The sequence below is a fragment of the Lachnospiraceae bacterium JLR.KK008 genome, from assembly GCA_037015955.1.
In the GTDB taxonomy this organism is placed as follows: Bacteria; Bacillota; Clostridia; order Lachnospirales; family Lachnospiraceae; genus VSOB01.
This window is the reverse complement of record CP143548.1, coordinates 1924163-1950252: the sequence shown is the minus strand read 5'-3', so window position 1 is coordinate 1950252 and position 26090 is coordinate 1924163. Positions and strand designations below refer to the sequence as shown.

At 45.2% G+C, this 26090-nt stretch carries 29 protein-coding genes and 1 pseudogene; 17 read left to right on the top strand and 13 right to left on the bottom strand.

Translation table 11 applies throughout. The annotated features are described in order from the left end of the window. Positions 1-74 precede the first annotated feature (74 nt). From cmk to V1224_09860, 4 genes are read left to right on the top strand one after another with little or no spacing between them, the layout of a single operon-like run. On the top strand, positions 75-746 hold the full coding sequence (gene cmk, locus V1224_09875) for a (d)CMP kinase (protein WWR14807.1): 672 nt from the start codon (positions 75-77) through the stop codon (positions 744-746). Beyond that, positions 737-1585, top strand: a complete 849-nt coding sequence (gene ispH / locus V1224_09870; protein ID WWR14806.1) for a 4-hydroxy-3-methylbut-2-enyl diphosphate reductase — start codon at positions 737-739, stop codon at positions 1583-1585. The genes cmk and ispH overlap by 10 nt, the downstream gene beginning before the upstream one ends. Further along, a complete protein-coding gene (gene rpsA / locus V1224_09865; protein ID WWR14805.1) occupies positions 1566-2711 on the top strand; it encodes a 30S ribosomal protein S1 in 1146 nt (381 codons plus the stop codon). Before ispH ends, rpsA begins: the two co-directional genes overlap by 20 nt. A 24-nt stretch (positions 2712-2735) precedes the next feature. Beyond that, positions 2736-3512, top strand: a complete 777-nt coding sequence (locus V1224_09860) for a protein-glutamate O-methyltransferase CheR (GenBank protein ID WWR14804.1) — start codon at positions 2736-2738, stop codon at positions 3510-3512. Between the two features lie 71 nt (positions 3513-3583). Here V1224_09860 and V1224_09855 read toward each other — a convergent pair whose 3' ends face one another. The 3 genes from V1224_09855 to V1224_09845 form a co-directional block, all read right to left on the bottom strand. Beyond that, the gene (locus V1224_09855) at positions 3584-4117 is read right to left on the bottom strand and encodes a hypothetical protein (protein ID WWR14803.1); all 534 of its coding nucleotides are present in this window, start codon (positions 4115-4117) and stop codon (positions 3584-3586) included. Between the two features lie 75 nt (positions 4118-4192). Next, complete coding sequence (locus V1224_09850; protein WWR14802.1) at positions 4193-5329, bottom strand: hypothetical protein; 1137 nt, start codon at positions 5327-5329, stop codon at positions 4193-4195. A gap of 41 nt (positions 5330-5370) precedes the next feature. Then, the gene (locus V1224_09845; GenBank protein WWR14801.1) at positions 5371-6474 is read right to left on the bottom strand and encodes a ribonuclease H-like domain-containing protein; all 1104 of its coding nucleotides are present in this window, start codon (positions 6472-6474) and stop codon (positions 5371-5373) included. Positions 6475-6821: 347 nt separating this feature from the next. On the opposite strand from V1224_09845, the gene rsxC reads away from it, so the two are divergent. From rsxC to V1224_09800, 9 genes are all read left to right on the top strand, one after another. Beyond that, positions 6822-8138: an electron transport complex subunit RsxC gene (gene rsxC / locus V1224_09840; protein ID WWR14800.1), complete on the top strand. Its 1317-nt coding sequence runs from the start codon at positions 6822-6824 to the stop codon at positions 8136-8138. Between the two features lie 11 nt (positions 8139-8149). After that, the gene (locus tag V1224_09835) at positions 8150-9082 is read left to right on the top strand and encodes an RnfABCDGE type electron transport complex subunit D (GenBank protein ID WWR14799.1); all 933 of its coding nucleotides are present in this window, start codon (positions 8150-8152) and stop codon (positions 9080-9082) included. After that, positions 9079-9690 (top strand): RnfABCDGE type electron transport complex subunit G, encoded by a 612-nt coding sequence (locus V1224_09830; GenBank protein ID WWR14798.1) that lies wholly within the window; start codon positions 9079-9081, stop codon positions 9688-9690. Before V1224_09835 ends, V1224_09830 begins: the two co-directional genes overlap by 4 nt. After that, entirely contained in the window at positions 9683-10441 is a 759-nt protein-coding gene (locus tag V1224_09825) for an electron transport complex subunit E (protein WWR14797.1), read from the top strand. The genes V1224_09830 and V1224_09825 overlap by 8 nt, the downstream gene beginning before the upstream one ends. Before the next feature lies 1 nt (position 10442). Continuing rightward, positions 10443-11036, top strand: coding sequence for an electron transport complex subunit RsxA (gene rsxA, locus V1224_09820; protein WWR14796.1), 594 nt, complete (start codon positions 10443-10445; stop codon positions 11034-11036). Positions 11037-11040: 4 nt separating this feature from the next. Next, entirely contained in the window at positions 11041-11832 is a 792-nt protein-coding gene (locus tag V1224_09815; protein WWR14795.1) for an RnfABCDGE type electron transport complex subunit B, read from the top strand. Next, the gene (locus V1224_09810; protein ID WWR14794.1) at positions 11771-12490 is read left to right on the top strand and encodes a GrpB family protein; all 720 of its coding nucleotides are present in this window, start codon (positions 11771-11773) and stop codon (positions 12488-12490) included. The genes V1224_09815 and V1224_09810 overlap by 62 nt, the downstream gene beginning before the upstream one ends. Before the next feature lie 129 nt (positions 12491-12619). Next, positions 12620-13480 (top strand): putative manganese transporter, encoded by an 861-nt coding sequence (locus V1224_09805; protein WWR14793.1) that lies wholly within the window; start codon positions 12620-12622, stop codon positions 13478-13480. A 15-nt stretch (positions 13481-13495) separates the two neighbouring features. After that, positions 13496-13912, top strand: coding sequence for a transcriptional repressor (locus V1224_09800; protein WWR14792.1), 417 nt, complete (start codon positions 13496-13498; stop codon positions 13910-13912). Here V1224_09800 and V1224_09795 read toward each other — a convergent pair. Genes V1224_09795 through V1224_09785 form a run of 3 tightly spaced genes read right to left on the bottom strand, consistent with a single transcriptional unit; the run spans position 13860 to position 15958 of the window. Next, on the bottom strand, positions 13860-14900 hold the full coding sequence (locus V1224_09795) for a hypothetical protein (protein WWR14791.1): 1041 nt from the start codon (positions 14898-14900) through the stop codon (positions 13860-13862). The genes V1224_09800 and V1224_09795 overlap by 53 nt on opposite strands. A gap of 24 nt (positions 14901-14924) precedes the next feature. After that, positions 14925-15251, bottom strand: a complete 327-nt coding sequence (locus V1224_09790; protein ID WWR14790.1) for a branched-chain amino acid transporter permease — start codon at positions 15249-15251, stop codon at positions 14925-14927. Beyond that, positions 15248-15958 carry an AzlC family ABC transporter permease gene (locus V1224_09785; GenBank protein ID WWR14789.1) on the bottom strand — a complete coding sequence of 237 codons (711 nt, stop codon included), beginning with the start codon at positions 15956-15958 and terminating at the stop codon, positions 15248-15250. The genes V1224_09790 and V1224_09785 overlap by 4 nt, the downstream gene beginning before the upstream one ends. A 279-nt stretch (positions 15959-16237) precedes the next feature. Here V1224_09785 and V1224_09780 point away from each other — a divergent pair, with 279 nt between their 5' ends. The 3 genes from V1224_09780 to V1224_09770 all read left to right on the top strand — a co-directional run bounded on the left by V1224_09780 (position 16238) and on the right by V1224_09770 (position 18762). Beyond that, complete coding sequence (locus V1224_09780; GenBank protein ID WWR14788.1) at positions 16238-17134, top strand: YafY family protein; 897 nt, start codon at positions 16238-16240, stop codon at positions 17132-17134. 92 nt (positions 17135-17226) lie between these two features. Next, positions 17227-17499 carry a zinc ribbon domain-containing protein gene (locus V1224_09775; protein WWR14787.1) on the top strand — a complete coding sequence of 91 codons (273 nt, stop codon included), beginning with the start codon at positions 17227-17229 and terminating at the stop codon, positions 17497-17499. 300 nt (positions 17500-17799) lie between these two features. Beyond that, the gene (locus V1224_09770; protein WWR14786.1) at positions 17800-18762 is read left to right on the top strand and encodes an IS110 family transposase; all 963 of its coding nucleotides are present in this window, start codon (positions 17800-17802) and stop codon (positions 18760-18762) included. 64 nt (positions 18763-18826) lie between these two features. On the opposite strand, the gene V1224_09765 is transcribed toward V1224_09770, so the two are convergent. The 7 genes from V1224_09765 to V1224_09735 all read right to left on the bottom strand — a co-directional run bounded on the left by V1224_09765 (position 18827) and on the right by V1224_09735 (position 25501). Beyond that, positions 18827-20335, bottom strand: coding sequence for a recombinase family protein (locus V1224_09765; GenBank protein ID WWR14785.1), 1509 nt, complete (start codon positions 20333-20335; stop codon positions 18827-18829). 75 nt (positions 20336-20410) lie between these two features. Further along, positions 20411-20626, bottom strand: coding sequence for a hypothetical protein (locus V1224_09760; protein ID WWR14784.1), 216 nt, complete (start codon positions 20624-20626; stop codon positions 20411-20413). A gap of 449 nt (positions 20627-21075) precedes the next feature. Beyond that, the gene (locus V1224_09755; GenBank protein ID WWR14783.1) at positions 21076-21489 is read right to left on the bottom strand and encodes a winged helix-turn-helix domain-containing protein; all 414 of its coding nucleotides are present in this window, start codon (positions 21487-21489) and stop codon (positions 21076-21078) included. Between the two features lie 30 nt (positions 21490-21519). Next, positions 21520-22851 (bottom strand): MATE family efflux transporter, encoded by a 1332-nt coding sequence (locus V1224_09750; protein ID WWR14782.1) that lies wholly within the window; start codon positions 22849-22851, stop codon positions 21520-21522. Between the two features lie 42 nt (positions 22852-22893). Then, a complete protein-coding gene (locus tag V1224_09745) occupies positions 22894-23301 on the bottom strand; it encodes a GNAT family N-acetyltransferase (GenBank protein WWR14781.1) in 408 nt (135 codons plus the stop codon). A 2-nt stretch (positions 23302-23303) separates the two neighbouring features. Beyond that, on the bottom strand, positions 23304-24665 hold the full coding sequence (locus V1224_09740; GenBank protein WWR14780.1) for an MATE family efflux transporter: 1362 nt from the start codon (positions 24663-24665) through the stop codon (positions 23304-23306). Positions 24666-25189: 524 nt separating this feature from the next. Next, positions 25190-25501 (bottom strand): hypothetical protein, encoded by a 312-nt coding sequence (locus V1224_09735; protein WWR17455.1) that lies wholly within the window; start codon positions 25499-25501, stop codon positions 25190-25192. A gap of 287 nt (positions 25502-25788) precedes the next feature. Between V1224_09735 and V1224_09730 the strand changes: the two are divergent. Continuing rightward, positions 25789-25914 (top strand): annotated as a pseudogene (locus V1224_09730) (transposase). The last annotated feature ends 176 nt before the right edge of the window (positions 25915-26090 follow it).

Sequence of the window (26090 nt, the reverse complement as noted above, 5' to 3'; positions counted from 1 at the left end):
AAGGCTTGTCCCAAAAGGGACAACATAACGGGATACGGAAGATATGGTAAGAATGAGCATACAGGAGGCGGAAGATGAGTCATAATGTGGCGATCGATGGTCCTGCGGGAGCAGGGAAGAGTACTGTCGCAAAAATAATCGCAAAGGAACTGAATTATATTTATGTCGATACGGGCGCCATGTATCGGGCGATGGCTCTGTTTATGATCAGAAGCGGCATCAGTCCGCAGGAGCCGGAAAGGATTGGTGAGAAATGTGAGGAGGCGGACATAACAATCCGCTACGAAAATGGAGAACAGGTCGTTCTCTTAAATGGTGAGAATGTGAACGGGCTGATACGGACACAGGAAGTGAGTAACATGGCCTCGGTCAGTTCGGCGCATCCGCGTGTGCGGGAAAAACTTGTCCGTCTGCAGCAACAGCTTGCAGAACGGGAAAATGTCGTTATGGATGGGCGGGACATCGGAACCTGTGTGCTGCCGCAGGCAGAGGTAAAGGTTTACCTGACCGCCAGTGTGGCTGTCCGGGCAAAGCGTCGGTTTGATGAGCTGATCGCCAAAGGAGAGTCGTGCAGTCTGCCGGAGATCGAGGCGGAAATCCGGGAGAGAGACCGTCGTGATATGACACGCGACATTTCACCACTGAGACAGGCGGAGGATGCCATATTGATCGATTCTTCCGATCTGAATGTCACGGAAGCGGCGGAGGCGGTCATACGGCTGTGCGGAGGAAAAGGATGGAAGTGATTCTTGCACAGAGCGCCGGATTTTGTTTTGGCGTCAAACGGGCGGTGGATACCGTCTATGAACTGGCTGAGAGTGGCAGGGATATTTACACGTATGGTCCGATTATTCATAATGAAGAAGTCGTAAGTGACCTTGAGAAAAAAGGTGTGAAGATGCTGCGGGACAACTCTGATCTGGAGGCGCTGGAGAGTGGGACGGTCGTCATCCGTTCTCACGGCGTGTCAAAAGAGATCTGCCGTATAATAGAAGAGAAAGGGCTGGAATGCGTCGATGCGACCTGCCCCTTTGTCAAGCGAATCCATAAGATTGTGGAGAGAGAGAGCAGGGAAGGGAAGCAGATCGTGATCATCGGCAATTCCCGGCACCCGGAGGTGAAGGGGATCATGGGCTGGTCCGAGACACCTGCGATCGTCATTGAGTCTGAGGAAGAGGCGGAAAATTTTGTGTGTCTGGACGGAAAAGACATCTGTCTCGTGTCGCAGACGACATTTAACTACAATAAATTTCAAGATTTAGTTGAAATTATGAAAAAAAAAGGTTACAATATTAGTGTTGTGAACACTATATGTAACGCAACTGAGGAGAGACAGGCGGAAGCGGCAGCAATCGCCTCCCAAGTTGATGCTATGATAGTAATCGGAGGAACTCACAGTTCCAATACAAGAAAACTGTATGAAATATGCAGGAAGGAATGTGAGAACACCTGTTTTATACAGACACTGGATAACGTGCAATTAGACTTTCCTAATTCTGTTTTTCGAGTGGGTATTACTGCAGGGGCATCGACCCCGAATAATATTATTGAGGAGGTTCAAAATTATGTCAGAGTTAACTTTTGAACAAATGTTAGACGAGTCGTTTAAGACAATACATGCAGGAGAGGTAGTCGAGGGCACGATCATTGATGTGAAACCGGATGAAGCGGTTCTTAATATCGGATATAAGTCAGATGGTATTCTTACGAAGAACGAGTACACAAATGAATCTAATGTTGATCTGACATCGGTACTGCATGTTGGAGATACGATGGAAGTGAAAGTGTTTAAGGTAAACGACGGAGAAGGACAAGTTCTTCTGACTTATAAGAGACTTGCGGCAGACAGAGGAAATAAGCGTATCGAAGAAGCATACAATAACAAAGAGGTGCTCAAAGCGAAAGTTGCACAGGTGCTGGACGGCGGCCTGAGTGTGATCGTAGAGGAAGTAAGAATTTTTATTCCAGCAAGTCTTGTATCGGATACGTATGAAAAAGATCTGACGAAATATGCGGATCAGGAGATTGAATTTGTAATCAGCGAATATAATCCTAAGAGAAGGAGATATATCGGTGACCGCAAGCAGCTGATCGTTGCAAAGAAAGCAGAACTTCAGAAAGAACTGTTTGAGAAGATCAAAGAAGGAGACACGATTACAGGTACGGTAAAGAATGTTACGGATTTCGGTGCGTTTATCGATCTGGGTGGTATCGACGGTCTGCTTCATATTTCAGAGATGTCCTGGGGCAGAGTGGAAAATCCCAAGAAGGTATTCAAAGTCGGTGAAGAACTGAAAGTACTGATCAAGGAGATTTCAGGCACGAAGATTGCTCTCAGTTTGAAGTTTGCCGATGCTAATCCGTGGAAAGACGCGGCTTCCAAGTATGCGACAGGCAGTGTAGTGACAGGAACCGTAGCCAGGATGACTGATTTTGGGGCATTTGTGGAGCTGGAGACCGGCGTGGATGCGTTGCTGCATGTATCTCAGATTTCGAAGGAGCATGTGGAGAAACCGTCGGATGTCCTTAAGATCGGAGAAAGTATTACGGCAAAAGTCGTTGATTTCAATGAAGAGAGCAAAAAGATCAGTCTGAGTATTAAAGCGCTTCTTGCACAGGGACAGAAGGAAACAGCAAGAGATGACGACGATGCAGATACTGTTTCGGTTGATATTGACGCGGTGATTGCCCAGGAGCAGTCAGCGGAATAAAGAATAGTTTCGAGGTGCAAAATATTGGCATACGATTATGAGTATTTTAAAAAAGCAGTATTTGATCTGACAAAGATCGATCTGAACGCATACAAAGAAAAGCAGATGAAGCGGCGCATCAATACTTTGATTGCAAAGCACGGCATAACGGGATATGATAAGTATGTTCAGGTCCTGAAGACAAATAAGGAGAGATTTGAAGAATTTGTCAATTATCTGACGATTAATGTGTCGGAATTTTACAGAAATCCCGGTCAGTGGGAGATGATGGAAAAGGATATTGTTCCGGAATTGATCCGAAAGTTTGGCAGTAATCTGAAGATCTGGAGCGCGGCATGTTCCACCGGGGACGAGCCGTACTCGCTTGTCATGGCGTTGTCCAGACATATTCCTTTAAACCGGATCAAAATATATGCCACAGATTTGGATAAACAGGTCATTGCCAAAGCCAAAGTCGGTCTGTATTCTGCAAAGAGCATTGCGGCTGTTCCGGCAGATCTGAAAAAGAAATACTTTACAAAGGTAGGGCCTTCCTTTCAGATTTCCGATGAGATCAAATCCAGGGTGGAATTTAAGGAGCATAATCTTTTAAAAGATACATATCCGACCAGTTATCATATGATCGTATGTAGAAATGTACTGATTTATTTTACGGAAGAGGCAAAGGATGAGATTTATGTGAAATTTCAGAAGTCTCTTGCGAAAGGTGGATTTTTATTCATCGGCAGTACGGAGCAGATTATCAATTACAAAGAGATTGGCTTGGAAAAGAAAAGTTCTTTTTATTACGAGAAAGTATAGAGCAGAACAATCGAAAAGTTATAAGAAAAATAGCAGGACCCGGAGCAGATGGCACCGGGTTCTTTGTTTTTTCAGGAACGTTTCCATTTTTCCTGTTTATGTCCTTGCTGTAACAGCTTCTCCCGAAGAACTTCCAGATAGTCGAGAAAGGCTTCCCGTTCTTCTTTCTGTACGGTGTTGGTAATTCCGGCCATTGTCTGGCTGCCGGTATCGCCGATATCCAGGATCTCGGCGTACTGCGGATAATTTTTGCGGTAAGTCAGAACCGCCTGTGAATATTTGGGATTGTAGTGTACACCTACGACTGCGGGCATATCGACGTAGCAGGCTTCGCTGTGCTGGGTCAGCTGCTGATCGACCTGCACGAGAACGATGCTGTCGTCGCTTTTGCGATAACCGAGTATGTAGTGATAGAAACTCGTCGTATTGGTATCAAATACGAACCCATGTTCAAATTTGGTTGTCGTTTCCGTGGCATGGAGTATCTCGTAGCTGTCTCCGTCGGCGAGTGTCTCATTGAACATCTGCCGCATCAGCTCTTTTTTGCGCTGACATTCCGCGGCGTCATACACCAGTTCTTTCGGTTTTTTTGAAAATAGTCCCATTTGTGTTTCCTCCGTTTTCCTTATATATTATATATTGGAAGCCGAATGTCTTTCGATACCCGGTTTCTTTTTCATTCAAAATACTGCGAGATCAAAGCTGCAGCCATGGACACCGTGGTAGGTGACAAAGATATATTGTTCATCTTTTGTTTCGTTCCTGGTTGGATCATATTGCCGCCACTTGTCATTTGTGTAATGCTGGATATAGACAGCCGGATGGCGGCCGTATCTGGCAAGCCAGGTTTTGGGCAGATAGACGGTGACCTCACCGCGGGTTTCGGCTGCCACAGAGTAAACGCTGGAAGCGGGCGTTTTGTCGGTCTCTCCGAGTTCCATCCATGTGTTTGCTCCGACAGTGATCGCAAGGTCTTTGCTGTTTTCACTGTCAGCGTAGCTGAAGATGAGGTCTTCACATTCCTGTAATAGAAAGCGGTTTGCCTTACTTTTGTCTTCCTCAAAAGTGTAGTAGGAATGGATATAGAGACCGTCATAATATATTTCATAGTCAGTCAGACGATGGTGCCCATACGTGTGGGAATAACCATTTTCGTAGTCCTGTTCGCTCCGGTAGGAGATAAGTATGGCTTTCATCTGATGATCTTTAGCCTGTTTATCCAGAAAGGCAGTGGCAGTGGCATTTATTTGTGACAACATTGTCAAATTTTGATTCAGGCAGTCGTCGATGCGGATACTGGATGGATGCCGCTGCAAAAAAGTCTCAAAACTGCCGGATTCATATGTCTCACTGATCAGATTATCTTGTTGATTGTCTGCATAGGGATCGCCTTCGATTTTGTTTTCTTTATATTCCAGATAGAGATCATAGATCTCGTAGTCCAGTAATGATTCAAAAAATTCTCTGGCATCTCTGACGATTTCGTCGTGCTGATAATCATCGATGCCTGTCTGTGAGGGTGTCTGGCCATTGATATAGACCTGAAACTGTCGGCCGCCATATTCCATATTGGCGAGCACGTAGCCGTTGGCAGGTGGATAGGATGTGTTGTCATCATGGTCTTTGCAGACTTCAATGCCCAGAGTTTTCGGTGTGAAGCCATATTTTTCCTCGATATAACGGATGGCATTTTCTTCACCAAGAGCTGCGATCTCTTTCATCTGCTGTTTTTCTTCTCTCGAATAGCCACAGGCACACAAAAAAAATGGTATCAGGAAAAGGACCGAAGGAATGATATATGATTGAACAGATTTCATGGTTCGCTTACCTCCTGCGATGCTTCTTGATAACAAGCTCATCAGTTTTCAGAGAGCATTTTCAGGACATGGAGTGCATAAGTCTGGAACGCTTTGCGGTCTTTTTTGAAGGAGTCAGTGATCTCAAAAAAGAGAGCGGAATCTTTGTAGTCTCGTTTAAAAAAAGGCTCAAACAGGACATCCCACTGTGGGAGATAAGCCGATTGCTTTCTCGTATAGCAAGTGTGGGCTTTCGCCTGCGTGCGGTGTTCCCGGTCTACAAAAGAAGCAATCGATTTATGGACTGCCATGTCTTCCAGAGGCAGATAGTAATAGTCTTTATAGTTGGCATAAAAATATTTCAATTCCTCCTCATAGAGGGGCACTTTGATCGTACCTTCCGTCCCGTTTCCGCTGAAATAACAACTGTTGGCACAGTAAGAAATCTCTTTGGGGAGCGGCGTGGGAAGTGTCAGTTTCATGTACAGTTCCTGCCGCTTGTTGCCGTCCAGGTCACGATAATAATTGGCCTGGACTTTTTTTACCTTGGTCCGATTCAGGAAAATGTCACCGTAGGCCAGAATCGGCAGGATATGAAACATACCTGTGAGATCAGAGCAATTATGGTCAAGGATGGCGTTGTAAGTGCTATCTGTCTGATTCTTTACATAATCATGATAGAGAGAGATTAACTGGCCGCCATCATAAGGATCTTCCCTGTGAATACCCATGAATCGCTCCAGTGTTTTCTGCTTACAATCCGGCAGTTTCAGAAAATTTTTAAAGGGTGTGACACGCCGGTAGATGTCGATTCCCGAGAAGCAGGAAAAGTCATAGGGCAACCGGTACTGGGTGCATTTTTGCAAAATAAAAGGAAGATCGAACTGATTTCCGTTAAAATGGATCAGGTGTGTGTAGTGTCCGGATGCAAATTTAAAAAAGGCTTTTACAACTTCTTTTTCCTCCTCATAAGAAGTGGCGAGCCACTGGATCGTATGCCATGTTTCTTCCTCATAATAGGCACAGCCGATCAGATAAAGGATGGAATTTTGAGCGGAAAAGCCGGTCGTTTCTATATCAATAAAGAGCACATTCGATAAAGGCGCCTCTTTTTCAAGTGGATAGGACAGGCGGATCTCTGTCAGTTTTTTGCGAATTGTACGCATGATAACCTCCCGGGTGTAAAATGCTGTGGCAGTGTGGTAGTTCGAAAATACCTGGTTGCTCATAGTATACCGGAACACTAGACTCGAAAATACCTCATCAAGAGTTGCGGTATGCATTCGCACTAAGTTCGAAAATACCTGGTTGCTCATAGTATACCGGAACACTAGACTCGAAAATACCTCATCAAGAGTTGCGGTATGCATTCGCACTAAGTTCGAAAATACCTCACTAAGTGCTCATAGTATATCACACTGCCGGAAAAATTTGTAGTGGTATTTTTGTCGAAAAAATAGTATGATTGGAAGAGGATGAAAGTTATCGAAATAGAAAGAAAGAAGGGGAGAACATGGCGAAATTGACATTTATGGGCGGTATCCATCCATATGACGGGAAAAATCTGTCAAAGGATAAACCGATCAGGTCCATATTGCCGAAGGGAGATCTTGTCTATCCGATGTCTCAGCATATCGGTGCGCCGGCCGTGCCTGTGGTAGCCAAAGGAGACCGTGTCATTACCGGACAGAAGATCGCGGAGGCAGGCGGTTTTGTGTCTGCTCCGATCTATGCCACCGTATCCGGCACTGTGAAAGCGGTCGAGCCGCGTCGCGTTGTAACCGGAGATATGGTCACTTGTATCGTGATAGAGAACGACGGTCTTTATGAAGAACGGGATTATGGTCCGGTAAAACCGCTGGAAGAACTGAGTAAAAAAGAAATCGTGGATATGGTCAGGGAAGCCGGAGTCGTCGGCATGGGCGGCGCCGGATTTCCGACACATGTAAAACTGTCGCCGAAGGAACCGGACAAGATCGAATATGTGATCGCGAACTGTGCGGAGTGTGAGCCTTATCTGACGTCCGACTATCGGAGGATGGTTGAAGAGCCGGAGAAGATAGTGGACGGCATGAAAGTCATGCTGCGTCTGTTTGACAATGCCAAGGGTATTCTTGCGGTGGAAGACAATAAACCGGACTGTGTGGAAGCACTGAAGAAGCTGACGGCGGACGAGCCGAATATCACTGTGAAGGCATTGCAGACAAAATACCCCCAGGGTGCGGAGCGGCAGCTGATCTATGCGGCGACAGGGCGGGCAATCAATTCCGGTATGCTTCCGGCGGACGCGGGCTGTATCGTGGACAATGTAGATACGGTCGTGGCGATCAATCAGGCAGTGCGGGAGGGAAAGCCTCTGATGCACCGGATCGTCACGGTAACGGGAGATGCAGTGACAGACCCCTGCAATTTTATTGTGCGGATCGGCACCAATTATCATGAGCTGATCGAGGAGGCCGGCGGTTTTCAGAGTGAGCCGGCGAAGATCGTGTCCGGTGGTCCAATGATGGGATTTGCGCTGTTCGGACTTGATGTACCGACGACGAAGACTTCCTCAGCGCTTTTATGTATGACGGAAGATGAAGTGTCCCGGTACGAACCGAGCGCATGTATCAACTGTGGCAGATGTGTGGAAGTGTGTCCCGGCAGGGTGATGCCGAGCAAGCTGGCGGACTTCGCGGAGCACGGGGACGATGAGAAGTTCCTTGCGCATAACGGGATGGAATGCTGTGAATGTGGATGCTGCAGCTATGTGTGTCCGGCCAAGAGACCGCTGACACAGGAGATTAAGTCCATGCGTAAAATACAGCTTGCAAAAAGAAAGAAATAGGAGGTACTGCAATGAGCGATTTGATGAAGGTGTCATCCAATCCGCATATACGCTCCAAAGCGACGACCGGCAGTATTATGGGGGCGGTCGTGCTGGCACTGCTTCCGGCGGTGTTTTTCGGTGTGTATAATTTTGGACTGCGGGCGCTGATCCTTGTTCTGGTGACAGTGGCATCCACTGTGCTTACGGAATATATCTATGAACTTTTGATGAAGAAACCGGTGACGGTATCCGATTTGTCGGCTACTGTGACAGGAATTTTGCTGGCTTTGAACCTGCCGCCGAATGCACCGCTGTGGATTGGAGTGGTCGGCGGTGTATTTGCGATTCTTGTCGTAAAGATGCTGTTTGGAGGTCTGGGGCAGAACTTTATGAACCCGGCGCTGGGAGCCAGGTGTTTTCTTCTGATCTCTTTTGCCTCTATTATGACCAATTTTGACTGTGATGCTTATACAGGAGCGACACCGCTGGCAGCTCTGAAGGCGGGAGAGAGCGTCAATGTGATGAATATGATTATCGGACGCACGGGCGGTACGATCGGTGAGACGTCGATGATTGCCATCGTATTGGGGGCGTGTATTCTGATTATGCTTGATATTATTGACCTGCGCATTCCCGGGAGTTATATTGTCAGCTTTGTAATCTTTCTCGTCTTATTCAGCGGACGGGGGTTTGACAGCGCTTACATATCGGCACAGCTTGCGGGCGGCGGTCTGATGCTGGGTGCCTTTTTCATGGCCACCGACTATGTGACGCGGCCCATTACTAAGAGGGGACAGTATGTGTTTGGGATTTTCCTCGGGATTATGACCGGTATTTTCCGGCTTTTCGGTCCGGGAGCGGAGGGTGTCTCCTATGCAATCATCATTGGTAATCTGCTGGTACCTCTGATCGAGAAAGTGACGCTTCCGAAAGCATTTGGCAAAGGAGGGGAGAGGGCATGAAAAATATGTTGAGAGATGCTGCGATCCTTTTTGTCATAACAGTTGTCGCAGGGGCGATCCTCGGGTCTGTTTACAGTGTGACAAAGGAGCCGATCGCGGAACAGGAAGAGAAGAAGAAACAGGAGGCCTGTCAGGAAGTATTTGCGGATGCGGCAGCGTTTGAGGCTATGGAGGTAAATGAGGAAGAGACGGTTGTAGTCCTGGCGGCGGGCGGTTATGAGAAATCTTCTGTCAATCAGGTGATGCGGGCACAGGACACGGCCGGCAATGACCTTGGATATGTGATTACAATTACTTCTCATGAAGGTTATGGCGGGGATATTCAGTTCTCAATGGGAGTGCGCATGGATGGAACGCTGAACGGCATTTCTATTCTTTCGATCGCAGAGACGCCCGGTCTCGGTATGCGCGCAGAAGAAGTGCTGCAGCCGCAGTTTGCCGAAAAGCAGGTAGCGCAGTTTACTTATACAAAGACAGGAGCCGTATCCGATGACCAGATCGACGCTATCAGCAGCGCGACAATCACGACCAATGCAATGACTAATACAGTCAATGCAGGACTCTATTATTTCCATACGGCTTTGGAAGGGGGCAGTGGCAATGAATAGTGCAGGAGAACGGCTTTATAACGGTATTGTCAAGGAAAATCCTACCTTAGTGCTTATGCTGGGCATGTGCCCGACTCTGGCAGTTACGACTTCGGCCATCAACGGTCTCGGTATGGGCCTGACGACGATGGTTGTACTGGCGCTGAGCAATGCAATCATTGCACTGCTGCGCAATATCATTCCGGATAAGGTGAGGATTCCGGCGTTTATTGTTATCATCGCCTCATTTGTGACGGTCGTACAGATGGCTTTGCAGGCTTATCTGCCTTTCTTATACGATGCGCTCGGCATCTATATTCCGCTGATCGTTGTAAACTGTATCATCCTTGGCAGAGCGGAATCGTATGCATCGAAAAATCCGGTGATCCCGTCCTTTTTTGACGGGGTAGGTATGGGACTGGGATTTTCCCTGGCTCTGACCTGTATCGGCGGCATCCGAGAGATCCTCGGTGCGGGTGAGATCTTCGGATTTCATTTTATGCCGGCTTCTTATGTGCCGTTTAACATTTTCATCATGGCGCCGGGAGCGTTCTTTGTGCTGGCCTGTCTGACTGCTTTACAGAACAAAGTGAAAATAAATGGTGAGAAAAAGGGCAAAGATATGTCCAAAATCCAGTCCGGCTGTAACTCCGACTGTATGAACTGCGGTGACAGCGGCTGTTCACGCAGATTTTACGGAGAGAGCGGCAAAGAGAGCACGAACGCAGTATCGACGGCAAAGCCGGGAGAACAGAAGGGGGAGGTAAAGTAGGATGGCATCGACGTGGAAAGATTTACTCATTATACTGATCAGCTCCAGTCTTGTGAGCAATGTAGTGCTCAGCCAGTTTTTAGGCTTGTGTCCCTTTCTTGGTGTGTCCAAAAAGGTGGAGACCGCGGCCGGTATGGGAACTGCCGTTATCTTCGTAATTACGCTGGCCTCTGCGGTGGCCGGGCTGATCTATAAATTTGTACTGGTTCCTCTGGATATTACATATTTGCAGACGATCGTCTTCATTCTCGTTATCGCGGCGCTTGTACAGTTCGTAGAGATGGTGCTGAAGAAATTTATGCCGGCGCTCTATACGGCGCTCGGCGTTTACCTGCCTCTGATTACCACGAACTGTGCCGTACTCGGTGTGGCGCTGAATAATGTGCAGAAAAATTACGGAATTGTGGCCGGGATCGTCAACGGTTTTGCCACTGCTGCCGGGTTTACGATTGCGATCGTGATTCTCGCCGGCATTCGGGAGAAGATGGAATACAACGATGTGCCACAGTCATTTAAGGGGATGCCGATTGTACTTGTGACGGCGGGGCTGATGGCCATAGCGTTCTGCGGGTTTGCGGGACTGATAAGGGGGTAGACAGATGGAAGTTTCAGCAATTATCATAGCGACACTTGTGGTGGGAGCCGTTGGTCTGTTTATCGGTCTGTTTCTTGGAATCGCGGCGATCAAGTTTGAAGTGAAGGTGGACGAGAAGGAGGAAGCTGTTCTGGCGGCCCTTCCGGGTAATAACTGCGGCGGCTGCGGGTATGCGGGCTGTTCCGGTCTGGCGGCGGCAATCGCCAAAGGGGAGGCGCCGGTGAATGCCTGCCCGGTAGGCGGAGAACCTGTCGGCAACAAGATTGCTGCGATCATGGGCGTGGAAGCGCAGGCAGGCGTGAAAAAGGTCGCTTTTGTCAAATGTATCGGTACCTGCGAAAAAGCGGGAGTCGACTACGAATATCACGGAAGCGAGGACTGCCGTATGCTGTCTTTTGTGCCCAATGGCGGTCCGAAGAGCTGCAATTATGGCTGCCTTGGTTATGGAAGCTGTGTCAGGGCCTGTCCGTTTGATGCGATTCATGTCGTGGACGGCGTGGCGGTCGTGGACAGAGAAGCCTGCAAGGCCTGCGGTAAGTGCGTGGAAGCCTGTCCGAAACATTTGATCGAGCTGATCCCTTATGACGCCAAACATATGGTGGCATGCAGCTCCAAAGATAAGGGTCCTGTGACGATGAAAGCCTGTCAGGCCGGCTGTATCGCCTGCCAGCTCTGTAAGAAGAACTGTCCGAGCGACGCGATTGTCATCGAAGAGTTCCATGCCAGGATTGATTATGACAAATGTACGGGATGCGGCATTTGCCAGGAGAAGTGTCCGAAGAAAGTTATATTGTAATGGAGATCATAGAAAAAAGCAGCGCCGTCCGGGAGACTGGGCGGCGTTTTGTGATGTGCAGGGGTACGTAGAGGAAGCGTGTGGAGGATGTATGGGAAAGCCGTTAAACGAAAGGAGTCTGGAAGAGCTGTGGCAGTTATTTCCAATCAGTCTTGTCTCTCACAGGCAGGAATGGAAAACGTGGTACGAATGCGAGGCAGCAGCGATCAGGTCTTTGGTACCGGAGAAAACGGCGATGAGGCTTTCTCATATCGGCAGCACCGCAGTTGCGAATCTATGGGCTAAAAATATCGTCGATCTTTTACTGGAGGTGGAAGACAGGGGAAATATGCTGACGGTGTCGGACATTCTTTTGGATCATGGCTGGCTGTGTATGGACCGGAAACAGCATAGAATTTCATTGAACAAAGGATATACGGAGAGTGGTTTTGCGGATCGTGTGTTCCATCTCCATCTCCGGTTATGGGGAGATAATGATGAGTTGTATTTCAGAGATTACCTGCGGGAGAATCCGGCTGTTGCGGAGGAATATGAAAGGCGGAAGTTGGCTCTGGCGGAAACTTTCCGGTATCACAGAGATGGGTATACGGCGGCGAAAAGCGAGTTTGTGAAAATGTACACGGACATAGCCAGAAAAGAATATGGACAACGGTATTAAATTCGCTCTTTCTCATTGATTAAAAATGTGTTATACTCTCTAAATGCGAATCAATAGCAGTTGCAACTACGCTATGTCGAGGAAGATTGACAAGACAGTCAAAATAAGTATGGTGAAGGAAATGAGAGTATGGATATGAAAGAGATTCTTTTGGATACGGCGACAGACAGTGTCAGATTGGTCCCGTTTTTATTTGTCACATATCTGTTGATGGAGTGGCTGGAGCATAAAACCGGGAAGGTGGCAAGGCAGGCGGTACAAAAGTCGGGAAGACTGGGACCATTGTTTGGAGCGGTGGCGGGTGCCTTTCCGCAGTGCGGGTTTTCAGCCGCCGGAAGCAGTCTCTATGCGGGCAGAGTCATCACACTGGGCACACTTTTTTCGATCTATCTGTCCACCTCCGATGAGATGCTGCCGATCCTGATCTCCGAGGCGGCGCCAATGGCGCTCATCGGCAGGATACTTTTATGTAAGATCGTAATCGGGCTGTGTGTCGGTCTGTCTGTCGATCTGTTACTGCGCCGGCGCGGCGAAGAGAAGAAAAGAAGATTGCTCAGGGGGATAAGTGAGTCAGACGGACATTCGCACTGCGGCTGTGGGAAAGGAATTCTGCGGTCTGCGGCCAGTCACACACTGCAAGTGTTCTTTTTTATTTTCCTGGTCAGTCTTTGTTTGAATTTGCTGCTGGAGCAGATTGGCGGAGATGCACTGGCCGGTCTGTTTATTCAGTACCCTGTCGTGGGGGAGCTGACGGCAGGCCTGATCGGCCTGATCCCCAACTGTGCTTCCTCTGTCGTGCTCACACAGCTTTATCTGAAGGGCGCGCTGTCATTTGGCGCTCTGCTCAGCGGGCTGCTGACAGGCTCTGGCATTGGACTGCTTGTCTTATACCGGGTCAACCATCACTGGAAAGAAAATGTGTGTATTACAGCCAGCCTCTATCTGGTGGGGGTCATTTGCGGTATTATGGTGAGTACAGTGGGAATGTAGAGAGGAGGGGCATGAGTGGAAGAGCGGCAGGAAATGATCTGGAAGAGAATGAAAAAGACAAAGCAAAGAGAACGGGTCTGTCAGATACTGACAGCGGCGGAAAGACCGATGAGCGCAGCGGATATTTATCAGGCGCTGCTGCGTGAGGACGGGGTCTGTGGCTATGCGGTGTCTACCGTCTATCGTGCACTGCAGGCGTTCGAGGAGCAGGGACTGATCTGCAGGATGAGCCTGCCGGATACCGATGTGGCTTTGTATGAGTGGAATACAGGCTGTCATCAGCATTATGCGATCTGCCTCAAATGTCACAAAAGGATTCCTTTAAAGGAATGTCCCTTCCATGACATTCATCTGCAAGAGACGGAAGGGACATTTCAGATCACCGGACACAAGATTGAAGTGTACGGATATTGTACGGACTGTACGATTTAACAGAAGTCGTCACGGACGGCGCCGGAACGACAGGGGTGACAGGGGCGGCTGGCTGGGATGAGCTGACCGGCGGCAGAGGAGATGCAGCCGGCTGAGCCGGGATGGTCGGCTGCAGAGGAACAGCCGGCTGGGGCGGGATGACCGGCGGCAGAGGTGCAGTCGGCTGGAGAGGCGTCGCCGTACTGGTGTTTGTACAGGTCACGATGTACAGTCCGCTGTCGCTGATCTCGAATGTCACGGTCTGTTCTTCTGTGTCCAGATCGTCAAGGACGACAGGTGCGGCGCCGGCAAGAGATACGATACGGCAGGTTCCGGCCTGAGCGACAGGAAGTTTGAGTATGATCCTTGTCGGCTGATCGAGCGTCTGCTTTTCTTTTCCATCATATCCGAAGGTAAACTGAATGCGGAACGCGCCAGTAAAATTGCCTCCGGTCATGGTTTCGACGGCATTTTCCGTTGTTTCGTCGACGGGAATGAGGGCAGTATTGATTGTCATACCATCGATCTTATATCCCGGAGCGAAGACACAGGCATTTGTGTTGCGGGTAATGGAAGAAATGTTCTTGTCCGGATCATATCGCTTATGCTTCATCTCCGGCTTGGCATCAAAGTGGGCGACAAGCATATGATTCTGATCTTTGACGGCAAACGAATAGGTGCTGTCGTTGCTGACGATGACACCATTGTCAGTCCAGTGCAGGAAATGATAGTTCTTGTTGACCGGCAGCGCAGTCACGGAAATATAATCTGCAGGTTCCGCGTAGGTGTAATGTTCAAACGAAGTTTCGTTGTGGGTACAGAACACAGCGCCCAGACTGTTGTTACTGGAGGAGACAGTGACAGCTTTTGTTTCGGCGGCCTGTGCTGTCACAGATATGAAAAGTGCCAGCGATAATGCGCCCCATACTGCTGCTGCCAGGGACAGCCATCTGAGACTGAAAATGGACGGTACACTGTTTGGTTTACGACGAACAATAGTAGTGAGCATATGATTCCTCCTGATCGGTTAGAATTAAAATACAAATTGAACGAGCAGCATGTAGCAGACAGTTCCGGCGGCAATCGACAGCAACATCTGCCGTTTCCACAAATGCAGAGCAACTACGGCTACGATTGCAATGCACTCAGGCAGTCCATGACTGCCTGATAAAATCGAAACATTTTTCAGGCAATAGACGACTAACATACCGAAAATTGCGGAGGGAAGCGCCCTTCCCAAATATCGGATGTATTCCGGCGTCGGCTTCCTGGAAGAAAATACCAGAAATGGTAAAAATCTTGTCGCCATGGTGCCGAGCGCACAGAGGGCGATCGTGATAATCTGCTGAGTCAGTGTCATTCTTTTTCACCTGCCTTTCTGATCGGGCCGCGAAACAGGGTGAGGATGACTAAAATACCCATCATAGTTGGAAGCAGGAAGGCATCGGCGCCAAAACAGAGCAGACAGATGAGAGAGACGGCAATGCCAATCAACGCCGTATCGTGTCTCTTTTCTTTCAGCCATTGCTCAAGGAAAATGACGACGAACATTGCTGTCATTACAAAATCCAGCCCGCTTGTGTTAAAAGAAATCAGGGATCCGAGAAGTCCGCCGATGACGGCGCCTGAAAACCAGTAAAAATGATTGAACAGGGTCACAAAAAACATAAACCAGCCTTTGTCGATCCGATCCGGTATTTGTGCGGAATAGTTGATGGAGAAACTTTCATCGCACATACCGAAAATAAGGTAATATTTCTTCCAGCCAAGTCCCCTGAAACGGTCCAGCATGGAAATGCCATAGAACAAATGTCTCGCCTGTATCATCAGCGCCATGACAAGCGTCTGCACCGGAGCAAAGGCGGAGAGCAGCATCTTCACTGCTAAAAATTCCAGAGAACCGCCAAAGATCGTGAGACTCATGGCTGCCGGAAACAGAAAGGAAAAGCCCGAAGTTTTCATATAAATGCCGTAAGTAATACCAAGAAACCAAAAGCCCGCAAAGATCGGTATTGTATGGGGAAAAGCTGCCTTGAGGGCATTTTTTACTGTTGCCGGATTATTCATGACCGGCACCCGGATTCACAGTGCATCATTTTGTCTGGAAAAAGCGGATTGTGCGAGAGCACATAACCTTCTGCAAAACGGTGAAGCAGCCATTGTGTGTAATACTGTACGGTATTGTCCGCCCGCCTGTGTTGATGATCATAGGACTTCCCTCCCTGGAAAAAGTAGTGATAACAATAACCTTATCGTATCACAGACAGAAGATTTCGACAATCTGAAGAACATAAAATCCGGGCATCAAGAAGTAAGAGAAGGCCGGAGCAGAAAGGAGGAGACAGATTGCAGGAAAGCAGATTATTCAAGATTCTCTATTACTTACTTGACAAGGGACAGGCGAGCGCTCCACAGTTGGCGGAACTGTTTGAGGTGTCGGTGAGAACAATCTACAGAGATATAGATGCGTTGAGTGCGGCAGGGATTCCTGTCTATACGGAAGCAGGAAGAAATGGCGGCATTCACCTGATGAATGATTTTGTGCTGGATAAGGTTGTGCTTTCGGAAGAAGAGAAGCGGGAGATTCTCACGGCGTTACAGAGCGTGTCTGCCATACGGAATGACGACGGCGGCTATATCTTACGGAAACTTTCGGCGATCTTTCATCTGCGTTCGGAGGACTGGCTGGAAGTGGACTTTTCCCGGTGGGGCAATGAGGGAGCCGACAATGAGAAGTTTGAGCTGCTGAAATCAGCGGTCATTCATTGCAGAAGTGTTAAGATTCATTATGCGGGCGTCTGTGGAGCGATCAGCGTAAGGGTTGTCCAGCCATGGAAACTCGTATACAAGGCAAGCGCATGGTATTTGAAAGCGTTCTGTACGGAGAAACAGGATCTGAGAATTTTCAAACTGAATCGTATCTTAGATCTGGAGGTTATGGAGGAACGGTTTGTGCGCCATGCGCTTTCAGAACCGGCAGAACCATTCGAGAGAACTTATCGTCAGATTACGCTGCGCTTTCCGAAAGAGATGACATATCGTGTCTATGATGAGTTTGACAGAGCGCAGGTACAAAAACAGGAAAATGGAGACTTGCTTGTCTGTGCCAGATTGCCGGAGGATGCGTGGCTGACAGGGTTTCTGTTGTCGTTTGGAACGCAGATCGACATCCTTTCCCCTGCTGATCTGCGGGAAGAGATCGCACGGCAGGCGAAGGCAATTTATGAAAAAAATAAATCCTGACAAAAGGTGTCAGGTTATTTGTGCTATCATAAATGCGAGAACAAGATAACGATATATAAATCCGAAATATTCGGAAGAACGGAGGCTGGAAAATGAAGGAGAGTAATCAGAAATTTTGTCAGAGCTGCGGTATGCCTATGGGAGACACCGACGAACTGTGTGGAACAAATGAAGATGGCAGCAAAAATGAGGAATACTGCAAGTATTGCTTTGTGGATGGCGCGTTTACTTTTCAGGGGACAATGGAAGAGCTGATCGAACTGTGTGTCCCCAATATGGCGGACGCCAACCCTGATATGGGTGAAGAAGAGGCAAGAAGACGTATGAAGGAATGGTTCCCGACATTAAAGCGCTGGAAAAAGTAACGGTGAATATTATCCTCCTTGGGAGCCACCAGTTTCCCGCTTGAGAGCCATCCGGAATGGATATTTTCCACCTTCAGAGCCACCACAACATATTGTGCTGCCATGTATATTTGATTTTATTATGGATCTCCTTATAGTTATTTCTGGAGAACTGCAAATGCAGTATCACCAAATAATCTATAAGGAGCATTCCTGTTAAGTAACAAATAACAGATTTGCAAAAAATGAGTGTCACCCATAGAATAATGATTGTTAACTTGGCGGTTAATAAAAATCATTGTTCAAAGGAGACACCCATAAATGAATTGTAAACAAAATCAGAGAATCAATCAAGTAAAAGAATCAACTTTGGTAGTTGGAATTGATATTGGAAGTACTACACAGTATGCCAGGGCTTTTGACTGGCGCGGCATTGAACTTGGGAAAGTCTTTAAATTCAGTAACAGCAGGGAAGGTTTCGAAAACTTCAAAAGCTGGATGCAGAGGTTACAGGACAAAAACAAAAAGTCAGATGCAATAGTAGGAATCGAACCAACAGGTCATTACTGGTTTGACCTTGGCGCTTATCTTGAGGATGAGGGCATCCTTCTGGTTATGGTTAACCCCTATGCGGTAAAGCAGACCAAGGAACTGGATGACAACAGCCAAAGTAAGAATGACAGAAAAGACCCTAAGGTGATAGAGAAGCTTGTCATTGAGGGAAGATATTCTGCACCGTATACACCGGATGGTGTGTATGCAGATTTAAGAATTATGGTGGCCAATCGTAAGAGACTCACTAGGGAACTTACCCAGATCAAAAACAGATTTGCCAGATGGTTTGCCAGATATTTTCCTGAATACAAGGAAGTTTTTGGGGACTATGAAGCACAAAGCAGTATGTTGCTTTTGAAAGTTGCTTGTACTCCGAAGGCAATCATGGAGCTTGGAGCGGAAAGAATCAATCAAATCTGGCGTGATGCAAAGTTAAGAGCTGTTGGAATGAAACGGGCAACGACCCTGTGTGAAACAGCCAGACGAAGCATTGGCTTAAGGAAAGGCTCTTCGGCTGCTGAGTATGAAATGAAGTTATTGCTTGCGGATTATGAATACAAGATGGCACAGCTTGATTCCATAATGGACGAGATAACAGGTTTGTGTAAAAAGATACCCGAAAGCGAGCAGATGCTTGCCATCAAAGGGATAGGAGTAATCACGGTAGCCGGATTTTTGGCGGAGGTTGGTGATGTGAAGCGTTTCGAATCACCGAAACGGGAGGATTGAAGTAAAAATATCTCATAAAATATTTCCCTCAAAATGCCGTACTTCAATCTTTCATGGCTAATGGTTATATGTTCCAAGTGATTTCAATGTTTCCGTCTGCAATGCGGATAACTTTGATAAGCGTATCGACTACCGCCTGTCTGTCCTCGAAAGAAAGCGTTTCCCATGTTTTTACATGATTGGTTATCTGCTTCAATCTGTCCTCTGTGTCTGTGACATTTGCCGTAACGATTTCTTCCTGCAAGGCTTTCCGCTCTGCGTCCAGTTCTGATACTTTTTCATCTATGTATTTCATCAGAACGCCGCTTGCCCCGGACACTTTGGAGAGAAGTTCTTCGATTTCTTCCTCAATCTGTGTCAGACGGATTTTTTTCGTCATTTGCTTTTGTTCTTCTCCTGTTTCAGATAGACAGGAAAGTTTCTGAAACTCTGACAGTCTATCCTTAATTGCACCAAGCATATATTCCTCTAAAACGTCTGCATAAACCGTACAGCCTGCCCCGGTGCAGTTGCTTCCGCGGCTTCCCGACTGGCTGCAAACAAAGTAGCGTCCCCACTTTGTTTTCGCCTTACGGATTGTTAGCGCATAACCGCATTTGCCGCATTTTACCTTACCAACAAGCCATGAGTTTTTCGGCTTGCAAGTCTTTGTTGACTGTCGGTTATTTAGACACCGTATACGGCAGGCTAACCATGTCTTAGAGGGGATAAAACCCTTATGCGGCGCAAGCACAATCTCTTTGTCGGACAGGTCGCTCTGTTTTCTTGAAGTGGAAACCGTACCTTTGTAGAGATAGCAGGCATTGTAACCCGTGAAGTCACTTGCCGGGTTATAGATGTTTGCACCTTGACTTTGGAAAAACTGGTACACGTCAATATCGGCTTGCACATACACGGGATTGCGGAGCATTTCACTGATACGGGCGGTATTCCAGTTTGCGCCGCGCAGATTTTTAATCTGGTGTTCGTTCAAGTATCGTACAATATCCCCAAGTGAATTGTCCGTGTCCGCATACATGGAGTAAATCAGCTTTAGCTGTTCGCTTTCCTCTTGGACTTCCTCGTACATGGACGTGCGGATATTGTCAATGACCGTGTTCGTCAGACGGTAGCCGTAGGGAATACGCCCGCCCATGTAAAAACCGCGCTTGCACCTTGCATAATAAGCGTCCGTTACCCGCTTTTGTATAGTTTCCCGTTCCAGTTGGGCGAACACGATACAGATATTTAACATTGCCCTGCCGATTGGTGTGGACGTGTCAAATTTTTCAGTGGAAGAAACAAACTCCACATGATACTTTTGAAATATCTCCATCATGTTTGCAAAATCCAAAATGGAACGGCTGATACGGTCGAGTTTGTAGACAATAACCCGTTTGATTTTTCCTGCACGAATATCATTCATCATTTTTTCAAAGCCGGGACGGTTGGTGTCTTTGCCCGAAAAACCTCTGTCCGTATATTCAATACAGGCTTCCCCGTGGGTTTCGTATCTGCAATACTCAAGCTGGCTTTCTACGGATATGCTGTCCTTTTTTTCGATTGACTGTCTTGCATATAATGCGTCGTACATTCTATCTACCTCCTAAAACGTAAGACGCATATCCACAAAACAATCATATCGTTTCCATGACTGTTTTGCAAGGGCTTACGCATATTTTTTGAAAATCTGATAGAGCCTTGCCCCGATTTCCTGTCGGGTTTCCTGTTCTGATTTTTTCTGAAAGGCGGGGTAGACGTTGGTAACGGTCAGCCTCATTTTATCTATGGAAAGACTTTCTTCTATAAAATGCTTTTCTTCATTGGAAAGGCTTTCCATTCGTATCTGAGTATCGGGTGTAGGAGAGTTATTAGGTCTTGGCATAAACTTTCTCCTTTGACGGTTTCCCTAAATTTTATGAGAAGCGGCAAGTACACTATACAGGAATAGCGTAAACTCCCCCTTTACTACTTACTACGCACGGGAGGTAAAAAATGGCAAAGTTTCCGGGAAAATTTATAAAAAGTTTAGAATAGCGGAATAGCAAGCATAGGGATTGAGTACTCAATCCCGAAAAATTCTCTATCTTTATGAGAAGTAATGTATAGAATTTTTATTTGTTGGGAAGTTTCCCAAACCCTTATAGAAAAACGAAAATGGAAAACAAATACAGACATAGAACAGGAGCAAAGAGCGTTTTAAGGGCATTTCCGGGGCGTTTTGTAGTGCAACAAAGAAATAACCATTGCCGCCCGGAAACGGGCTTCTAAGCGTCCACAATGGCAGAAAAAACGCCGGGGAATGACAATGTATCTATCATCATTTACCGGCGTTTATCCGTCAAATTTATAGCCGACACCTAACACGGTTTTTATATAGGTCGGGTTTTTGCAGTCCGGCTCTATCTTTCTCCGTAGGTTGTAAATCACGTTAGCAACGCTTGAATGGCAGCTATCACTATCCATGTTCCAGACGGCTTCAAATATCTGTGTCCGTGTTAATGCAATGCCGGGATTGGAAGCAAGGAATACAAGGGTATTATATTCAAGGCGGGTAAGGTTTACATCTTCCCCGCCTTGAATTACTCTGTGTTGGCTCTGCCTTATTTCCAGTCCCGGAAAAGATAACATGGAAGCGGGCGTAATCTCCATAGGTTCAATTTGTATATAATCAGATATTGCCGTTATGATTTTGTCAATCATTTTTTCTTCTTGTTCGTTAAGTGTCAGTAGTAACAATTTTCCCACGTTACCACCTCCCGGTATGCGGTTGTCTTTCTAATTACATTTTATTATTCTGTGATAAATAAAAAATGAAATAATTGCGGTAATAAATTCAGCCACCCAAAAAGCATTCCATACGCCGACTGCACCAAAAAGTCTGCTAAACAAAAATGCGGACGGAATGATAATGATAATATAACGACATAGAGAAATAATTAATGACGGCATACCCTTTCCTAATCCTTCTAACGCACCTGATGAAGTTACTGAAATAGCTGAAACAAGAAAGCCTGCGCTAATAACACGGAGTGCAATTTCCCCAGTATGAATTGTTTCCGGCACATGAGTAAACAGGTTTATTAGTTGACCGGGAATGAGCAAACAGATAATAGTGCCTAAAACCATGATTACGCTACTCATGCAAAGAACAATATTATAAATTTTCTTAACACGCTTTTGTTCACCAGCTCCATAATTATAACCAATTAAAGGACGCATTCCTTGAATGATACCATTGGCAGGAAGATATAGGAAAGTCTGCAATTTATAATAAATTCCTAAAACTAAAATATATACCTCTGAATATGAGGACAGAATGGAATTTAATGCTGAAATTAAAACAGACGGCAAAGCCATATTTAAAGTTGCGGGTATACCAACAAAATACAGTTTGAAAGCTGTTTTTTTATCAAAAGTAAGAAATTGTCTGCTAATGCGAATACGAATAGGGCGCACAAAGTAGATAACTAAATAGATAGCAAGCGTTATTGTCTGTCCAATGCCGGTTGCCAATGCTGCTCCCTCTATTCCCATTGCGGGGAAAAAACCAATCCCAAAAATAAGCACCGGGTCTAAGATAATATTTGCGATACACCCACACATCATACTTATCATAGTTACTTTCATATTACCTACGGCTTGGAATATTTTTTCAAATGTTCCGCCTAAAATAATGATAAAAGTAAAAGAAAAGGCTATAACAGAATATCGAATACCGAAATCAATAACGGGTTCTGATGATGTAAATACTCTTAAAAAAGTTGGAATAATAGAAATTACACTAACGGTAATAACGATACTATGTATAACAGCAAATACCATGCCTTGTGTAGCTGCCATATTTGCCCTTGAATATTCTTCTGTACCCAAATAAAAAGCTATTGCTGCGTTAATTCCTATGGCAAAGCCAATAGCAACAGCATTGATAAAATTCTGAACAGGAAAGACTAATGACAATGCCGTCATAGCGTCCTCACTAATTTGGGCTACAAAAAAGCTGTCTACAATGTTATATAAAGAATTTACCAACATTGAGAGTACCATAGGAAGTGACATTGATAAAATTAATGGCAATACAGGTTTTTCTTTCATAAATTTTTCGTCCATTTTATTTCCTCCCTTAATTTGCTAACATAAAAAAACGTGTATCTATTTGTTTGTCATAAAACAAATAGGATTTTTTGTAAAACCAAAAGGCTCATAAAATTTTTCTGCATTTTCGGTTATCAGCATTCCTAACAATGGTTTTAAATCTTCATTTTCCGTAATTGTTTTAAGAAGCTGCCTGCCTATACCTTTATTACGAAATTCTTTTTTTACAACTACATCACAAATGTAAAAATGCGTTGCATAATCAGTAATCACTCTGGCAAATCCAACTTGTTGTCCGTTTTTTGTAAATGCACCGTAGCAGATTGAATGATTTAATGATTTGATGATAGCCTCTTTTTTTCGGTCTTTCGCCCATACAGTTTGCCTTAAAAGATTTACTACCTCTTTTGGGGACATATTTTCACCCCCCGTTTTAATTGTAAAAGATGTATCTTCCTTGTACATTTTTATTTACCTCCAACTATATCTTTATTATTATTTTGAAATTTCAATCTCATAAATAGAATGACTGCTGCAACAAACGTCAATAATTCAGTAACTGGAAATGCAATCCAAATACCAATGATTAGTAATGCTTTTTCTAAAATCCACATAATAGGTATCAAAAAAAACATCTGTCTGAATATTTGTATCATAATGCTTGGCAACACTCTTTCAATCGCTTGCATATAAGTCGAAATCATTGTCGAAAGCCCGCAAAATAAATAACCTGTTGCCATAATCCGCATTGCCATAATCCCATAAGAACGCATTTTTTCCGAAGCCATAAACAAACTCAAAATCTGTGTCGGAAACAGCATGATAATTAATGTTCCAAACATCATTAGAGAAGTTACTAAAATTGTACTGTATCGAAAAACTGATTGAAGCCTTTTTAAATTTCCTGCTCCATAATTAAATCGCATAATGGGCAAACAGCCTTGTATTAATCCATTAATAGTCATAATAATTAACTGCTGTATTTTAAAATATGCTCCAAAAAAAGCAATGCTCGTATCTGAATATGCGACTAAAAACAGATTTACAATCGTTACGGTAAAAGCGTTTAGGGCATTCATAATAAAAGAAGGCAGCCCTAAAATAATTATTTTTTGTACAATGCTCCATTCAATACGAAATCCAACTGTTTTAAGTGCTATTTTATGTTTTGCTTTTAAAAACATAATAAATGCCAAAACCATTGAAACAGAATATCCCAAAACTGTTGCCGTAGCAGCTCCTTTAATACCCATTGCCGGGAAAAAACCTATTCCAAAAATAAGAAGTGGGTCAAAAATGAAATTGGTTATAACACCCGTCAGTTGAAACAACATGGGTTCAATCATGTTCCCGGTTGCCTGTATCATTTTTTGAATAACGATATGAACCATGTTTGGTATCTGCATGAAAGAACAAACACCCATATACTCCATGCACAAAGTATAAATATCGTTATTTTCAGTAAACGATTTGAAGTATTGGGGTATAATTAGTAATACCGTTATATTTAAAATAATGCCAACCAAAAAGGAAAGGATCAGTCCAAGAGTAACCGTTTTATTTGCTTCTTCTTGTTCACGTTTTCCAAGATGTCCCGCAATTATGACATTTATACCAACCCCAATCCAAATAGATACCGCATTCATTAATGTTGTGATTGGAAAAGACAGAGAAACAGCCGTTAATGCGTTCTCGCTTAACTGGGCGACAAAAGCACTGTCTAACAAATTGTATGAATATTGAAGAAACATGGAAAATAGTGGCGGTAATGACATTTCAAAAATCAGCTTTCCAACTGGCATAACTTCCATTTTATTTTCAGCCATCATATATCCTCCAAAATTTGATAAACATTTTCCGAATTATAACAACAAAAAGCCACACAGTTATCAAACTGATAACTGTGTGGCAAAAAGATGACATATCAATCTGGAAAAGTCCACTCAAAATTTTACAAAAAGATTATAAGGATTTTTTTTTTGCTTGTCAATAGTTTTTTTAAAATGTTAAGGTTAATTGCAAAAAGAAAATATAAATATTACGCCATATCTTCAGCAGGCAGGAACACAAGCCCCGCAAATTCTTCTTTATGCTTTTCCCAGACTATCAACGCCAAACAGCCAAATCAAGGACGTAAACGCCGCTAAAGCGGTAAATCCTTGACTTGGCTGTCTGCCGTTGATAAAGGGTAATTAAGGCATAAATGAATATCTATGTTGTATCAACCTCTTTTCCCTTCCATTCCCCTCATGCGATAGGGATAATCTAATTAAAAATCAAAAGAACGGATAGGAAAGGAATAGATAATTTATCATTCTGTAATTTATTCTTTAGTATTTTATATATCTATATTTTATTGCGTTGGTTTTCCCTGTGTTGGAAGATCCAATGTTGGATTTTCCGGTGTAGGGTTTTCCACGATTGAATTATTGCCATAGCTGACATTCAGTTTTGGAGAAGAATAGACTGTATATTCCATTTCCCGAAGCTGTTCCTTTTCATCGCGTATTCTGTTGCGGGTAATATATCCTGCCTGCTCCAGTTCGTGTATAATCGTTGTAATAGCGTCTAACCCCTCTTTGTTGATATAAGCTAACCCTTGCAGGGTAAAATTACATTCCGGGGGCAATGAGAGCATTTGACAGAGCAATCCTTTTGCCCGCAGGGATAACTGGCGGTTGCGTAAGTGGGTATTTCCGCGAGCAACGAGTCAAAGTCAAGCTGGCTTGACCTTGACGACTGCCGCGAGAGTCGAATGCCCAAGGGGGATTCGACATGGCATGATTGTATAATCTTTAACTTTTTCTACTCTGAATACTGGCACTATAGGCTTGTCCTTTCTTTTTGTGCAAAAGCCGAAGTCCACAGCTTTGAGGTTCGTGTGGGTATGCGTCTTAGTGATTATGTTGTGCGTGTTCTGATTTACTACAATCTTCCTGATTGGCTTCACCAAGGCAGATACAAAAACTGGCCGGACTTTCATTACGGGAAAATAGTTCGGGAAAGCATAAGGGACAGACGACCATTAGTAAAAGAGGCCGAAGTAAGCTGCGAGCGTTACTGTTCAATGCTGCGATTCCGTTCGATGAATGGCATGGCAGGCTCGGCGGCGGAACGCAGGCAGATTCCATCATGGACAGGATTATCCATAATGCCTATGAAATCCCTACAAATGAAACAAACCTGAGAAAGCTGTATGATTCAAAGAAACTGAAAAAGCTTGTTGACGAAATAGAATCATGATCGTCTGAATA

Bases quoted from the DNA above. Each gene is read 5' to 3' on its own strand.
- V1224_09790 (WWR14790.1), bottom strand. From the start codon at position 15,251: ATGACACTGACTCAGCAGATTATCACGATCGCCCTCTGTGCGCTCGGC.
- cmk (WWR14807.1), top strand. From the start codon at position 75: ATGAGTCATAATGTGGCGATCGATGGTCCTGCGGGAGCAGGGAAGAGT.
- V1224_09775 (WWR14787.1), top strand. From the start codon at position 17,227: ATGAAGGAGAGTAATCAGAAATTTTGTCAGAGCTGCGGTATGCCTATG.
- V1224_09770 (WWR14786.1), top strand. From the start codon at position 17,800: ATGAATTGTAAACAAAATCAGAGAATCAATCAAGTAAAAGAATCAACT.
- V1224_09785 (WWR14789.1), bottom strand. From the start codon at position 15,958: ATGAATAATCCGGCAACAGTAAAAAATGCCCTCAAGGCAGCTTTTCCC.
- V1224_09835 (WWR14799.1), top strand. From the start codon at position 8,150: ATGAGCGATTTGATGAAGGTGTCATCCAATCCGCATATACGCTCCAAA.
- V1224_09740 (WWR14780.1), bottom strand. From the start codon at position 24,665: ATGATGGCTGAAAATAAAATGGAAGTTATGCCAGTTGGAAAGCTGATT.
- V1224_09795 (WWR14791.1), bottom strand. From the start codon at position 14,900: ATGCTCACTACTATTGTTCGTCGTAAACCAAACAGTGTACCGTCCATT.
- rsxC (WWR14800.1), top strand. From the start codon at position 6,822: ATGGCGAAATTGACATTTATGGGCGGTATCCATCCATATGACGGGAAA.
- V1224_09855 (WWR14803.1), bottom strand. From the start codon at position 4,117: ATGGGACTATTTTCAAAAAAACCGAAAGAACTGGTGTATGACGCCGCG.
- V1224_09760 (WWR14784.1), bottom strand. From the start codon at position 20,626: ATGCCAAGACCTAATAACTCTCCTACACCCGATACTCAGATACGAATG.
- V1224_09805 (WWR14793.1), top strand. From the start codon at position 12,620: ATGGATATGAAAGAGATTCTTTTGGATACGGCGACAGACAGTGTCAGA.
- V1224_09750 (WWR14782.1), bottom strand. From the start codon at position 22,851: ATGGACGAAAAATTTATGAAAGAAAAACCTGTATTGCCATTAATTTTA.
- V1224_09850 (WWR14802.1), bottom strand. From the start codon at position 5,329: ATGAAATCTGTTCAATCATATATCATTCCTTCGGTCCTTTTCCTGATA.
- V1224_09830 (WWR14798.1), top strand. From the start codon at position 9,079: ATGAAAAATATGTTGAGAGATGCTGCGATCCTTTTTGTCATAACAGTT.
- V1224_09845 (WWR14801.1), bottom strand. From the start codon at position 6,474: ATGCGTACAATTCGCAAAAAACTGACAGAGATCCGCCTGTCCTATCCA.
- ispH (WWR14806.1), top strand. From the start codon at position 737: ATGGAAGTGATTCTTGCACAGAGCGCCGGATTTTGTTTTGGCGTCAAA.
- rpsA (WWR14805.1), top strand. From the start codon at position 1,566: ATGTCAGAGTTAACTTTTGAACAAATGTTAGACGAGTCGTTTAAGACA.
- V1224_09815 (WWR14795.1), top strand. From the start codon at position 11,041: ATGGAAGTTTCAGCAATTATCATAGCGACACTTGTGGTGGGAGCCGTT.
- V1224_09825 (WWR14797.1), top strand. From the start codon at position 9,683: ATGAATAGTGCAGGAGAACGGCTTTATAACGGTATTGTCAAGGAAAAT.
- rsxA (WWR14796.1), top strand. From the start codon at position 10,443: ATGGCATCGACGTGGAAAGATTTACTCATTATACTGATCAGCTCCAGT.
- V1224_09745 (WWR14781.1), bottom strand. From the start codon at position 23,301: ATGTACAAGGAAGATACATCTTTTACAATTAAAACGGGGGGTGAAAAT.
- V1224_09810 (WWR14794.1), top strand. From the start codon at position 11,771: ATGACAAATGTACGGGATGCGGCATTTGCCAGGAGAAGTGTCCGAAGA.
- V1224_09765 (WWR14785.1), bottom strand. From the start codon at position 20,335: ATGTACGACGCATTATATGCAAGACAGTCAATCGAAAAAAAGGACAGC.